Below are 12,492 nucleotides of genomic sequence, written 5' to 3' on the forward strand. Positions count from 1 at the left end.
ACCGGCAACGATCCAGGGCCGCGGGGGAGCGGCTCAATTACCTCCTTGGTGCAGTTACCTCGCGGGTAATGGCTGCGCGCCGCGCCACCGCCGTACGCTGAAGGCGTGACCGTGCTGGAGGAGCCACAGACCGTCGGCGAGCTGCTGCGCTTCTGGCGGACGCACCGCCGGATGAGTCAGCTGGACCTGGCGCTCGACGCCGAGGTGTCGACCAAGCACCTCAGCTTCGTCGAGACCGGCCGCGCACAACCGAGCCGGCAACTGCTGGTCCACCTCGCGAACCACCTCGACCTCCCGCTGGCCGAACAGAACCGGCTGCTGCTCGCCGGCGGGTACGCGCCCCGGTACCTCGACCAGCCGTACGACTCCGCGGCGATGCTCCCGCTCCGCGAACCACTGCGCCAGCTGATCGACGCGCACATGCCCAACCCCGCGCTGATCGTCGACGGCCTGTGGAACCTGGTCGACGCGAACGAAGCCGCGTCACTCCTGTGGGAGGGCGTCGACCCCGAGCTCCTCGAACCCCCGATGAACATGCTCCGCCTGTCCGTCCACCCCGGCGGTCTCCCGAGCATCTCGTCGATGACCGCCGCGTGCAGCCTCGGCCTCATCCACCAACTGAAACGCAAGAGCCGGGACACCGCCGACGACGCCCTCGCCACCCTCCTCGAAGAGGTCGAGGCCTACCTCCCCGACAAACCCCCCACAGCCCCCGCCCAGCAACCCATGGTCACCCTCGACCTCAACACCCGCCTGGGCCCGGTCCGCCTCTTCACCCTCATCGCCACCATCGGAGCCCCCTTGGAGGTCACCGCCGCCAACCTCGCCATAGAAACCTTCCTCCCCGCCAACCCCACCAGCGCTACCCGCCTCCAACAACTCGCCGATGGATGAGGCGGTGCTGCGGGCGGCGCGCGACGCGCTGCTGCGGGTGGAGGAGTCCGGTTCGCCAGTCGTGCGCGCCGATGACGTGGACGAGGTGCTAGCAGTCGCCGTACGGCGGTGGTGTTCCTACGCACGCCGCAACCCGCGCCGCCCGTCCGATCTCGCGGCACAGATCGAGGACCTCGCCAAGGGCCTGCGCGACTTCTGCGAACCCGACCCGGCTCTCACCGGCCCTCTGATGGAGGACTACCGCCACCTCGCGACTGCCCTCGCCCGCGAGTTCTCGGTGACGAGGATTTGATGCTTCCTCGGGACAGTCATGTGCACAGCCAGTGGTCATGGGATGCACTGCGCGGGTCGATGGAGGCTACGTGCCGGCGAGCTGTGGAGATCGGTCTGCCGGCTCTGGTGTTCACCGAACATGCCGACTTCACGCCTTGGGCAGTAAGCGACGGCGAAGCTCTCCCAACCAGATGGCAAGCCCTCGTGAGCGAGCAGGTCCTCACCCCGCCGGCGCTGGATCTCGACAGTTACCTGGAATCCCTGGAGCGATGCCGGCACCACTTCCCGGACCTCCGGATCCTGTCCGGCATCGAACTGAGCGAGCCGCACTGGCACACGGCAGCAGTGGAAGCTCTGCCGAAGGCCGCCGACTTCGACCTGGTGATCAGTTCGGTGCACTCGCTCCGCACCGACGCCGGCCTCGGCGAGGTCTCGCTGGCGTACGACGCCCTACCTGCCGCGGACGTCGTCCGGACCTATCTCGCTGAGACGCTGCGGATGATCGAGCAGTACGACGGTTTCGACGTACTCGCGCATCTCGACTACCCACTGCGCTACTGGCCCACCGGCGCCGGCCGCTTCGATCCGGAGACGTTCGAGGAGGAGTTTCGCGCAGTACTCCGGGCACTGGCTTGCAAGGGCAAGGCATTGGAGCTCAACACGAAGCTGCCGTTGAGCCCACAGCTCCTGCGGTGGTGGCGTGCCGAAGGCGGATCGGGCATCACGTTCGCCAGCGACGCCCACGAACCGGAGATGCTCGCCCGAGGATTCCCCGAGGCGGTCGCGATCGCGGAATCCTGCGGCTTTCGTCCAGGCCCCACGCCGTACGACAACCGGGAGCGGACCGATGGTTAGAGAGCCCTCTGCGGTGGATGATCTTCGGTTGGCGTTCGCGGCTGTGGAGCGGGCGGCCGAGGTGGCGTTGGGGTATTTCGAGGCCGGTGTGACGGCTGCGTTGAAGGATGACGGTACGCCGGTGACGGAGGCGGATCGGGCTGTTGAGGAGTTGTTGCGGGAGACGTTGTCGGCGGGGCGGGGCGGTGATGCGTTTTTCGGGGAGGAGTTCGGTCGGCTGGGGGAGGCGGAGCGGGTTTGGGTTCTGGACCCGATCGACGGGACACGGTTCTTCAGTACGCGTGATCCGAACTGGCGGATCCAGGTTGCTCTCGAGGTTGGTGGAGTCGGCGAGCTTGCAGTGGTCGTGGCTCCCGCGCTGGGGCGGTCGTGGTGGGCGACGCGTGGGGGTGGTGCTTTCGAGTCGTCCTGGCCGCGTGACGAGGCGCGGCGTTTGCGGGTCAGTACGACTGCGAGCACGGAAAACGCTGTACTTATTGCCTTGGACAACGAGTCGCGGGATCGGCTGTCGCCGGCGGCACGCCTGCCTTCGACTCCGCTGCCGTTGATCGAGCTCGTGCGTGGTGAGGTCGACGCGTTCCTCGTCGAGCGCTACCACCCGTGGGATCACGCGCCCTGGATCCTGATCGTCGAGGAAGCCGGCGGCCGCTTCACCGACCCGACCGGTGGTCATGCCGCCGACCGAGGCGGCGGTCTGTACTCGAACGCCAGCCTTCACCCGCAGTTGCTCGCCGCCCTGAACTATCCGACCTGAGGCGTCAGCACAACCGCCCAGGGCGAAAGTCGGCAAGCAACTCGGAATCAGCCCCGCCGACGATCTCCGACGCGAGCAACCGTCCGATGACCGGACCGAGCGTGATCCCGCTGTGCGTAACAGCCTCGTAGTAGCCGGACACCCCCGGCACCGCACCCACCGAGGGATATCCGTCCGCCGGAACAGGCCGCTCGGACATCCTCGTCCCCGCAACACCGGCACCACCGAGCTCCGGCACCACGATCCCCGCCAAGTCACGCAGCCACCACGCAGGCCGCGCCGCGTCCCTCGCGCCGGCGTCGCCAAGCTCGGGTACGGCCTGCTCCGCCGAGTCCTGCAGCCGCCGCGCGGGCTGGGGCGGAGTGTCGATCTGGGCGTCGACCTCGCGGCTGTGTAGGACCACTGAGCCGTCTCCGTCCGGGCGGATCTCCACGTATGGCGTGTGCATGGCCCGGCGGATCGGCACCTGGGGGCAGGTGAGGCGGGTGACGACGCCGGGCTCGTGGCGCATCGGGAGGTGCCGCGCGACTAGCGCGGCGATGTGGGCGGCGTCCGGGCCTGCCGCGTTCACCACGGCGTCGACCCCGAGTCGAGTGCCATCAGACAGGACGACCGTCCGGACGCTTCCGTCTGAAGCGGTGCTGATGTCCCGAACCGCAGTACCGAAGTACCGTTCGGCGCCCAAGGCAACAGCCTGACCGACCAGCAAACTGACGAGGCGGCGCCCGTGCACCCAGGCTTCGTCCGGATAGAACAGCACCGGAGCGTCGTCAGCAATCGCCAGAGCAGGCTCGAGACGACGGCGCACCTCCGCCCCGGACAACAACTCGACCCGGTAGTCCCAGTCGTCCAGCAGCCGGGCCGTCTCCAGCAGTCCGGCATGCGCCACAGGATCATCCGCCCACCGCAGATGCCCGCTGGGATGCCACCAAGAGTCCGGCCCGACGATGCCGGCGAGCTCCCGGTACGCCCCCATCCCCGCGACGTTCAGCTCGAAGTACGACCTCCGCGCGGTCTTGTTGCTCGCGTTGACCCACGAGAACGACCAGTTGGTGACGCCTTCGCCCGGTCGGCCCGCATCGATGAGCACCACATCCGCCCCGAGCCGCGTCAACTCCCAGCCAACGCAGGCCCCGAGAATGCCGGCCCCGACCACAGCGACCCGCCTGCTCACGAATGCCACTCCCCAGACCGGGACTCGCGATCGTGGCGGCGCGCCCAATCCTCGGCGTGCTCACCGAGCAACCCGTCGGTGATCAAACCCATCGTGAGGAGCAACGCGACCGATCCGGCCGAGAGAAGTACGGCGAGCAGCATGTGCACCATCGTCGAGGCACCGACCGCGCGACGACAGTGGCAAGAATGCCGTCGTCCGATAGATTGTCGCCATGCACCGGGTTGCCGTCCTCGTCGTCGACGGGATCCACAGTTTCGACCTGTCGATGCCGCTCCAGGTGTTCAGCACGGCGCACTCCCTGGAGAGGGAGCCGGGCGAGCTGTTCGGTCCGCGGCTGTACGACGTTCGTGTGTGCGGCGCAGGCCGTGACCTGGTCGTCGCGGGCGTCGGCGGCGTCGAGATGTTCCGCTGTACACCGCCGTACCCGCTGGCGGATGCACTCGAGTCCGACACGATCGTGGTCATCGGCGCCCCGGCGGGCCGCGAGTCGTCGGCCGAGACGCTCGACCTGCTGCGTGAGGCGCATCGGCGCGGCGTCAGGATCGCGTCCATCAGTTCCGGCGGCGCGCGGGTGATGGCCGCGTCCGGTCTGCTGGACGGCCGCCGGATCGCCACGCACTGGTCACGCGCGCACGTCCTCGCCGAGCAGTACCCGCAGGTGCGCGTCGACACCGACGTACTGTTCATCGACCACGGCGACGTTCTCACCTCGGCCGGCGCGGCCAGCGGTATCGACATGTGCCTGCACATGATCCGCCAGGACTTCGGCTCCGCGGTCGCCGCCGACGTCGCCCGGCACATGGTCGTGCCGCTGCAACGCGACGGCGGCCAAGCGCCGTACATCGCACACCCCGAACCCGGCGACGACCACGGATCCCTGGAGCCGGCGATGCGGTGGCTACGGCAACGACTCGGCGAACCGGTCACGCTCGCGGACATCGCGTCGTACGCCGGAACCAGCCCGCGCACCATCAACCGCAGATTCCGGGAGCAGACCGGCACGACACCGCTGCAGTGGTTGTTGCGGCAGCGTGTGCATCACGCGCAGGAACTGCTGGAGACCACCGACCTGTCCGTGGAGGAGATCTCCCGGCACTGCGGATTCGGCACCTCGGTCGCGATGCGCCAGCACTTCGCCAAGCACATCAGGACCTCGCCGATGGCCTACCGGCGCAACTTCCGGGCCCGCACACCACCCGACTAGCTACTCCGGATACCGCTGCAAGAGCTGACGAGACGACTCGAACCCGAGTCGCTCGTACACCGGCACGGCCCTGCGCCCCGAGTGAACCGTCACATGCATCGAACCGAGCCGTACGGCGTGATCCGCGGCGGCCTGCACCAGCGCCGCCCCGATCCCGTGCCCGCGCCGCTCGGGCAGCACGAACACGCTCTGGATGTCCGCCGACAACCGATTCGTTGCCCCCGGCCTCGGAACGCGCGGAACCAGCGCGACCCACGCCATACCGACGAGCTCCGGCCCGTCCAGACGGGCGACGTACGCGACATGCGAGCCGTCCCGTGCGCCCCACCATTCCGAGAGCTCCGCAGTGAACGCATCGAGCGCCTGCTGGTCCGGCTCCTCGTCACGGCCGTTCAGCCACAACAGCCGCGCCAGCCCCGCAACGTCGTCCGCACCGGCCTCACTGATCCGCACGCGCCGAGTCTTTCACGGCGTCGTGCCGAGCTACCGATCGCGGCCGTCGGTCTCGAGCAGGCGCAGCCAGATCTCGCTGATCGTCGGGTACGCCGGCACCGCGTGCCAGAGCCGGTCCAGCGGCACTTCGCCGACGATCGCGATCGTGGCGGCGTGCAGGAGCTCGGCGACGTCTGGCCCGACCGCGGTGAACCCGATCAGGACGTTGCGGTCGTCGTCGACAATCATCCGCGCCTGCCCGCGATAGCCGTCGGCATGCAGTGCGGCGCCGGACACCGCTCCGAGGTCGTAGTCGACGACCCGGGTCTTCTTGCCGGCGGCCGCAGCGGCCTCGGCGGACAGGCCGACAGCGGCGACCTCGGGATCGGTGAAGATCACCTGGGTCGTGGCATCCAGGTCGGCGTTGACCGCGTGGCGTCCCCACTTGCCCAGGCCGAGTTGATCGCCGCGGGCTCGTGCCGCGATGGCGTCGCCGAGCGCGCGACCCTGGTACTTGCCGTGGTGGGTCAGCAGGACGCGCTTGTTGACGTCGCCGGCCGCATACAGCCAGCCGTCGCCGATGGGCTCACCAGTGCCGTCCAGGACAGCCAGCGCCTCGTCGACCTGCAGCCAGTCGCCGGGTGTGAGCCCGACGCTGTCCAGGCCGACGTCCCTCGTGTTCGGCGTCCGTCCGGTGGCGACGAGTACCTCATCGGCTTCGACGGACGTGCCGTCGGACAGCGTGAGATGCACCGCGCCGGACGCGTCCCGGCGTACCTCGGTGGCGTCGACCTCCAGGTGAAGTGTGGCGCCGGCCGCTCGCAGCGCAGCGGCCACCTCGTCGCCCGCGAAGCGTTCGACTCCTGGCAGGAGCCGGCTCTGCGACACGAGCGTCACCTGCGCGCCGAGGGCGGTGAACGCGGTCGCCATCTCGGACGCCACGACGCCGCCACCGATGATGGCCAGGCGATTCGGGACGGACCGTACGGCGGCCGCGTCGCGGCTCGTCCAGGGGTTGACGTCCGCCAACCCCTGGATCGGCGGCAGGTACGCGCTGCTCCCGGTGGCGATCACGACGGCGTGGTTCGCGTGCAAGGTTGTCGTCGTACCGTCCGGGTGCGTGACGGTGACCGTACGAGGCCCGGCGACACGTCCGTGCCCGCGGACCAGGGTGATGCCCGCGTGGTCCAGCCAGTCGACCTGGCCGGAATCGCTCCAGTTGGACGCGAACTTGTCCCGCCTGGCGAGCACCAGGGCTGGGTCCAGGTCGCCGTTGACGGCCTGGCCCGCGGCCGGGAGTGCGCGAGCGGCGCGCAGCGCGGCGGCGTCGCGGAGCAGCGCCTTGGTCGGCATGCAGGCCCAGTACGAGCATTCGCCGCCGACCAGCTCGTGTTCCACGATCGCGGCGGTCAGGCCGCCCTGGACGGCGCGATCGGCGACGTTCTCGCCGACCGGGCCGGCGCCGATGATCACGACGTCGATGGTGGTTTCCGTCATGTCAGTTCGCCTTCGCGGTGCGGCGGTGCAGGCGGATCGCGGAGATCAGGAAGAACACGCCGCCCAGGATCGCATAGCCGGCGACGCTGGTGAGGGAGGCCTTCGGCCCGCCGGCCATCACGATGAAGCTGCCGCCGGCGAGGACGGAGATGCCGCCGCTGAGGATCATCGCCCACTGGCCGCCGAGCCGGTACCGCAGGACCGCCACGATCAGCTGGACGATGCCGGCGGTGATGGCCCAGGCACCCCAGACGCGCAGCACGCCCGGGATGCCGGACGCGGCCGCGACGCCCAGACCGACCGTGGTCAGGAGGCTCAGGGCCATGTTCACGTAGAGCGGCGCCTTCGGGCGCGAGGCACCCGACGTACGGAAGTCGACGACGGCCGCGGCGACGTCGAAGAGGGGATAGACGAGCAGGAGAACGACGGTTCCCGGGGTGATCGATTTGCCGATCGCCATCATCAGCACCGCCCAGACGATGGCGAAGCCGAAGCGGACGAAGTACAGGGTGCGGAGCGCCTGGGTGCCGGCATCGGGCTTGGTGGCATAGGAGGTGGACACGGATTCCTCGCAGAAACTGGTAGATAGAACGATCGGTCTACTTGAGACTGCCCGACGACGGACGGTATTGTCAAGACCGATCGTTCTGTCTGCTAATCTCGGCAGGACAGCGGGAGAATCGGAGGGGAGCGGGATGTCAGAGGCGCGGTCGCGGCTGCTCGGTACGGCCGGCGAGCTGTTCTATTCCGACGGCATCCATGCCGTGGGGATCGACCGGGTGGTCGCCGAGGCGAAGGTGACGCGGGCGACGTTGTACCGGCATTTCCCGAGCAAGGACGACCTGATCGTCGCGTACCTGACGCAGGCCGACGGGGCGATCCGTGAGCGGGTCGAGACCGCCCGGACCGAGAGCGCGGGCCCCGAGGACGTCATCCGGGCCGTGAGCCGGTTCATCGCGGACGACATCCAGCGGGACGGGTTCCGGGGGTGCGCGTTCCTGAACGCCGCCGCGGAGTATCCGGATCCGGCGTTCCCGGTGCATCAGGCCGTCCTGCGTCACCGGCAGTGGTTCCTGGACACGATGACCGAGCTGTTCACCGACCTGGGCAAGATCGACGCGGAGCCCGCCGCCCGGCACTTCGTCATGCTCCGCGACGGCGCGATGGCCGCCGGCTGCCTGACCGACCCCAAACCCGTGTGCGACACGTTTCTCCGCGGCGTCGAGGGTCTCCTGACCTACCGGAGCCGCGAACCGGCCTCCGCATCCAGCTGACGGGGTCAGGACAGGGGCAAGTAGGCGCGGCAGGCCTCGAGGTTGTGGAGCTGGATGTCGTCGCGGCGGTGTTGCTCCCAGGTGGCTCTGGTCAGTCGCCACCGGTTCAGGAGCGCCGGTTCGCCCTGTCGCGTGGCCCAGTCGACGCCGTCGGGCTGGTAGCCGAGACTTCGCGAGATCGCGTTGGACCCGTGATTGTCCACGAACGCGTCGCTGGTCGCCTCCTTCGCTCCGAGCCCGTCGAACGCGAGATGCAGCATCGCCGTACGCATCTCCCGCCCCAGGCCGCGGCCGCGATGGTCCGCGGACAGCCAGGAGAACGACGTGACGGTCCCGAAGGTGGCGAAGCTGACGCCACGGACGTCCTGCATACCGACCGGCTCGCCGTCGACCACAGCCACGAAGTACAGCCGCCAGCCGTCGGCGTCGACGGTGCCCCGCCCGCGCCAGATCGCCCGCAACCACTTCGCCACCCGCTGGTCCGGGTCCGGCTCGTAGAACGAGATCGGGTCGTCGTACGGCGCCGGCTCCGCGTGCATCTTGCCGGCGCGGACGACCGGGGCGAGGTGGTCCAGCAGGGCGTCCGTAGCGCCGCACAACTCCAGCCGCGGCGTGCTGACCCGTACATCAAGCAACGGATAACTCGACATCACCCCGCCACTTTACGGACGTCGCGGTTCGGCCCGGGGGAGTGGAACCGTCGGATGGCAGAGTCGTCCGCATGACCCAAGGGGACGGAACCACCGCCCGGGAGCGAGCTGCCGAAACGAATGCGGAGTTCCGGCCGGTGAGGATCGCTGACGGGATCGTCACCCGTCCGGCGTCCCCGCAGACGGCGACAGTGCATGCCTTCCTGAAGCACTTGCGATCGCAGGGACTGCAGGACGTGGTTCCGGAGCCTCTGTCGAACGACGGTACGACGGAGACGCTGCGCCTGATCGAGGGCGACGCCGGCGGTGCTGCGTGGCAACACCAGCACGACCTCGAGGGACTGGAGTCGGCTGCGAGACTGTTGCGCCGGATTCATGATGCGTCGCGTACCTGGGTGCCGCCGACCGACGCCGTGTACGGGCAGTCGGTGCTCGCCACCCCGCGACAGCCTGGCCAGGTGTTCTGCCACGGCGACCCCGGCCCGTGGAACTTCGTGTGGAGGGACGGACAGGCCAGGGGAGTGTTCGACTGGGACTACCTCCACCCTGGTGACCCGGTCGACGACATCGCGTACGCCCTCTTCTGGTTCACGCCGACGCGCGCCGACAAGTACTGCCTGGAATGGCACCACTTTCCGGCTGTCCCCGATCGTCGCGAGCGCATCCGGTGCTTCTTGGCCGCGTACGGTCCGACGCCGCCGTTCGATGTGGTCGACGCGATCGTGAGGCGTGGGCAGGCGACCATCGACCTCGTACTCTCCCTGGCCGCTCAAGGGATCGAGCCTCAGCGCAGCTGGGTCGCCGACGGCGCGGTCGAGGAAGAGGCCGCCGAGCTGCGGTGGGTGGCGGACAACAGGGCCGCGCTGACCGGTCGTACAGAAATGGAGAACTAGGTGCCGAAGACCGATTTCGACGAGTTCGCCGAGGCGTACTCCGCGGACAACGAGGTCAATCTGCTCAACGGCCACTACGAACGCCCGGCGATCCTGGACCTCGCCGGCGACGTGGCGGGCCGCCGCATCCTCGACGTCGGCTGCGGCTCCGGCCTGCTGTCCGCGGCACTCCGCGACCGGGGCGCGTTCATGTCCGGCTTCGACCGGAGCGCGGCGATGGTCGACCTGGCCCGCCGGCGCCTGGGGGAGGACGCCGAGCTGAGGGTCGCCGACCTGGGCAAGCCGCTTCCGTACACCGACGCCGAGTTCGACGACGTCGTGGCGTCTCTCGTCCTGCACTATCTGGAGGACTGGACGGACGCGCTGTCCGAGCTCCGCCGCGTGCTGAAGCCGGGCGGACGCCTGATCGTGTCGGTGAACCACCCGATCGTCTACACGGCGCTGAACCCGGACGGTGGGTACTTCGACATCACCGAGTTCTCGTACGACGCCGTCCACGCCGGCCGCACCGTCGTGTACACCAACTGGCACCGTCCCCTGCAAGCAATGAACGACGCCTTCAGAGCAGCCGGCTTCCGCATCTCCGTCATCAGCGAACCACCGATCTCCCCGGACACACCCCTAGAACTCCGACCCCAGGAACAGGACCACCCCGCACGTTTCATCTGCTTCCTCTTCTTCGTCCTCGAGGCGTGCTGACTCCGGGATGAGCGTGACGCGGGACGAGGCACGGAGCATGCTGGCCGCGCTGGCTCGTGGGCGCACGAGGTGGCTGGCAGAGACCGTGCCGCAGCTGCGGGCCGAGGGAGTTTGGCTGACCGGCTCGCTCGCGTCCGGAACGGCCGACGAGTGGAGCGACGTCGATATCATCGTCGTCGGCGGGGAACGCGTCCTGGACCATCCACTGCTGACACTCACGATGCCGGGCAACGGACCGGTCGGCGGCGGGTACGTCGGCGCGATGTACGACGTCGGAGCGATGTACGAGGTCGGGCCGCTGCCGCTGTGGGTCGACTGGTACTGGTGGCCGTCGGGCGCTCCGTTGCCCCGAGCGTCTCGACTGGTTGCCGGCGCCGGCGGAGCTGGCAACCTCGATCTGTCGGAGACACTCGATCTGCTTGGCCGAGGCTCACCAGGTCCCGCGCCGGACCCCGACGTGTTCGCCCTGGCCATGCTGCCGCTGGCGGCGAAGCACATCGCCCGCGGCGACCTGGACAAGGCCGCCGCGATGGCGTCGATGCTGAACGCACCTTCCGACGTCGGAGTCGGCGCTCAACTGTCCGCCGTACTCTCGCGCATTGAAGGCCACCCCACAGCAACCACCGCCGTCCGCCGCCACCTAGACGTCGCCAGGGCGCTCACCGATCCGCACCGCTGGGATAACCCTGCGGGCGAGAGGCGACAGGGAAGCGACTGAGGCAAGCGACTGGCGGCGCTCCGGCACAACTCCCCACCGACGGAGCCCGCTAGGCAGCTGCTCCGCCGTCGACGCATGCGCGCATCGCGACTCGCCTCCAGCGGCCCGCCACCGGCCGCACGAATCCGCCGTGGACTCGCCGCGCGAGCGGGAACCTCGCGGCATTCTCACTCGGCCTGGCCGCAGCGCGTGCCCGTCGGGCGGTTCGTCATGAACCTGTTGGCCGTGTGAGGCGTGGGCGGAGACCTCTGCTGCCGTAGGGTTCTGGCTGTGTATGAAACTGATGTGCTTGTCCTGCGGCCGGCGGCGGGTCCGCGGCGCCAGGTCCTCACGATCGCTGGTGTGATCGCCGCGGCCCTCCTCGTCGGCGGAGTCGTTGCCGGAGGCACGCCCGCCCTGATCACCTGCATCGCGCTCGTCGTGGTGCTGGCCGTCACCATGGCCGTGTACCTGTCGCGCTCGCACATCGTCGTTACACCGACCGAGATTTCGGCACGCGGCCTCACCTTCCACCGCCGTCGCAACCGCGCGCTCGCCGCCTCGTTGGTCCGGGTCCAGGTGGTCCAGCCCGGAGCGACCTCCGAGACCATCGTGGTCCTTGATGCAGGCAACCAAGCCCTCCTGAGCATCAACGGCGCCCTCTACGCGCCCACCGACCTCGACCGCCTCGTACACCACCTCGGACTACCCACCGGCGGCCCGGCCGGCCCGGTATCCATGGCGCAACTAGGCCGCAACCACCCCGACGCCGTGAGCTGGCCCGGCCGGCACCCGGTCGCCACCATCCTCATCTGCACCCTGAGCTTCGCCGTCGCCGCGCTAGTCCTCGGAACCATCGTCGCAGCCATCACCGGCTGACCCCCACCAGCAGCCCGAGTACCGCGAAGCTGCCGCGCCACGCGCACCTGCTGGGCGCCGGTTGCTCGCGCGTCGTACGTCGTACCCTCGCCGCGCGGCACCATCACCTCGGCCCACGCAGATATTCCGCAGCAGACCGCCCTCGCGGCCGGTATCCCCGAAGGCTCCGCTGCGGGCACGCACGCATCGCCCGGCGCGCACGCACGTATCGCCCGGCGGGCACGCACGTATCGCCCGGCGGGCACGCACGTATCGCCCGGCGGGCACGCACGTATCGCCCGGCGGGCACGCACGTATCGCCCGGCGGGCACGCA

16 protein-coding genes are annotated in these 12,492 nt (G+C 69.3%); 10 read left to right on the plus strand and 6 right to left on the minus strand.

The features are described 5' to 3' along the window. Window positions 1-105 precede the first annotated feature (105 nt). Genes ABZW60_RS26280 through ABZW60_RS26295 form a run of 4 tightly spaced genes read left to right on the plus strand, consistent with a single transcriptional unit; the run spans window position 106 to window position 2,776 of the window. Window positions 106-894, plus strand: coding sequence for a helix-turn-helix transcriptional regulator (locus ABZW60_RS26280; RefSeq protein ID WP_355481081.1), 789 nt, complete (start codon window positions 106-108; stop codon window positions 892-894). After that, window positions 887-1,186 (plus strand): hypothetical protein, encoded by a 300-nt coding sequence (locus ABZW60_RS26285; RefSeq protein WP_355481083.1) that lies wholly within the window; start codon window positions 887-889, stop codon window positions 1,184-1,186. Before ABZW60_RS26280 ends, ABZW60_RS26285 begins: the two co-directional genes overlap by 8 nt. Beyond that, the gene (locus ABZW60_RS26290) at window positions 1,186-2,022 is read left to right on the plus strand and encodes a PHP domain-containing protein (RefSeq protein ID WP_355481084.1); all 837 of its coding nucleotides are present in this window, start codon (window positions 1,186-1,188) and stop codon (window positions 2,020-2,022) included. The genes ABZW60_RS26285 and ABZW60_RS26290 overlap by 1 nt, the downstream gene beginning before the upstream one ends. A 13-nt stretch (window positions 2,023-2,035) precedes the next feature. Continuing rightward, entirely contained in the window at window positions 2,036-2,776 is a 741-nt protein-coding gene (locus tag ABZW60_RS26295) for an inositol monophosphatase family protein (protein ID WP_355481086.1), read from the plus strand. 4 nt (window positions 2,777-2,780) lie between these two features. Here ABZW60_RS26295 and ABZW60_RS26300 read toward each other — a convergent pair whose 3' ends face one another. Continuing rightward, window positions 2,781-3,950, minus strand: a complete 1,170-nt coding sequence (locus tag ABZW60_RS26300) for an FAD-dependent oxidoreductase (protein WP_355481088.1) — start codon at window positions 3,948-3,950, stop codon at window positions 2,781-2,783. Beyond that, the gene (locus ABZW60_RS26305; protein WP_355481089.1) at window positions 3,947-4,102 is read right to left on the minus strand and encodes a hypothetical protein; all 156 of its coding nucleotides are present in this window, start codon (window positions 4,100-4,102) and stop codon (window positions 3,947-3,949) included. Before ABZW60_RS26305 ends, ABZW60_RS26300 begins: the two co-directional genes overlap by 4 nt. A gap of 62 nt (window positions 4,103-4,164) precedes the next feature. Between ABZW60_RS26305 and ABZW60_RS26310 the strand changes: the two genes are divergently transcribed. Next, complete coding sequence (locus ABZW60_RS26310) at window positions 4,165-5,157, plus strand: helix-turn-helix domain-containing protein (RefSeq protein WP_355481091.1); 993 nt, start codon at window positions 4,165-4,167, stop codon at window positions 5,155-5,157. Here the strand turns inward: ABZW60_RS26310 and ABZW60_RS26315 are convergent, their stop codons facing one another. Genes ABZW60_RS26315 through ABZW60_RS26325 form a run of 3 tightly spaced genes read right to left on the minus strand, consistent with a single transcriptional unit; the run spans window position 5,158 to window position 7,648 of the window. Beyond that, window positions 5,158-5,610, minus strand: coding sequence for a GNAT family N-acetyltransferase (locus ABZW60_RS26315; protein ID WP_355481093.1), 453 nt, complete (start codon window positions 5,608-5,610; stop codon window positions 5,158-5,160). 30 nt (window positions 5,611-5,640) lie between these two features. Continuing rightward, entirely contained in the window at window positions 5,641-7,086 is a 1,446-nt protein-coding gene (locus ABZW60_RS26320; protein ID WP_355481094.1) for an NAD(P)/FAD-dependent oxidoreductase, read from the minus strand. 1 nt (window position 7,087) lies between these two features. After that, window positions 7,088-7,648: a hypothetical protein gene (locus ABZW60_RS26325; RefSeq protein WP_355481096.1), complete on the minus strand. Its 561-nt coding sequence runs from the start codon at window positions 7,646-7,648 to the stop codon at window positions 7,088-7,090. A 133-nt stretch (window positions 7,649-7,781) separates the two neighbouring features. Between ABZW60_RS26325 and ABZW60_RS26330 the strand changes: the two genes are divergently transcribed. Then, complete coding sequence (locus ABZW60_RS26330) at window positions 7,782-8,360, plus strand: TetR/AcrR family transcriptional regulator (protein ID WP_355481098.1); 579 nt, start codon at window positions 7,782-7,784, stop codon at window positions 8,358-8,360. A 5-nt stretch (window positions 8,361-8,365) separates the two neighbouring features. On the opposite strand, the gene ABZW60_RS26335 is transcribed toward ABZW60_RS26330, so the two are convergent. Then, the gene (locus tag ABZW60_RS26335) at window positions 8,366-9,010 is read right to left on the minus strand and encodes a GNAT family protein (RefSeq protein WP_355481803.1); all 645 of its coding nucleotides are present in this window, start codon (window positions 9,008-9,010) and stop codon (window positions 8,366-8,368) included. Between the two features lie 137 nt (window positions 9,011-9,147). Here ABZW60_RS26335 and ABZW60_RS26340 point away from each other — a divergent pair, with 137 nt between their 5' ends. The 4 genes from ABZW60_RS26340 to ABZW60_RS26355 all read left to right on the plus strand — a co-directional run bounded on the left by ABZW60_RS26340 (window position 9,148) and on the right by ABZW60_RS26355 (window position 12,178). Continuing rightward, window positions 9,148-9,903: an aminoglycoside phosphotransferase family protein gene (locus ABZW60_RS26340; RefSeq protein WP_355481099.1), complete on the plus strand. Its 756-nt coding sequence runs from the start codon at window positions 9,148-9,150 to the stop codon at window positions 9,901-9,903. After that, on the plus strand, window positions 9,904-10,602 hold the full coding sequence (locus ABZW60_RS26345) for a class I SAM-dependent methyltransferase (protein ID WP_355481101.1): 699 nt from the start codon (window positions 9,904-9,906) through the stop codon (window positions 10,600-10,602). A gap of 7 nt (window positions 10,603-10,609) precedes the next feature. Further along, window positions 10,610-11,320, plus strand: a complete 711-nt coding sequence (locus tag ABZW60_RS26350; RefSeq protein WP_355481103.1) for a nucleotidyltransferase domain-containing protein — start codon at window positions 10,610-10,612, stop codon at window positions 11,318-11,320. 270 nt (window positions 11,321-11,590) lie between these two features. Further along, window positions 11,591-12,178, plus strand: coding sequence for a hypothetical protein (locus ABZW60_RS26355; RefSeq protein ID WP_355481104.1), 588 nt, complete (start codon window positions 11,591-11,593; stop codon window positions 12,176-12,178). Window positions 12,179-12,492 lie beyond the last annotated feature (314 nt).

Origin of the sequence: Kribbella sp. NPDC003557 (assembly GCF_040610805.1) — a bacterium.
Lineage (GTDB): Bacteria > Actinomycetota > Actinomycetes > Propionibacteriales > Kribbellaceae > Kribbella.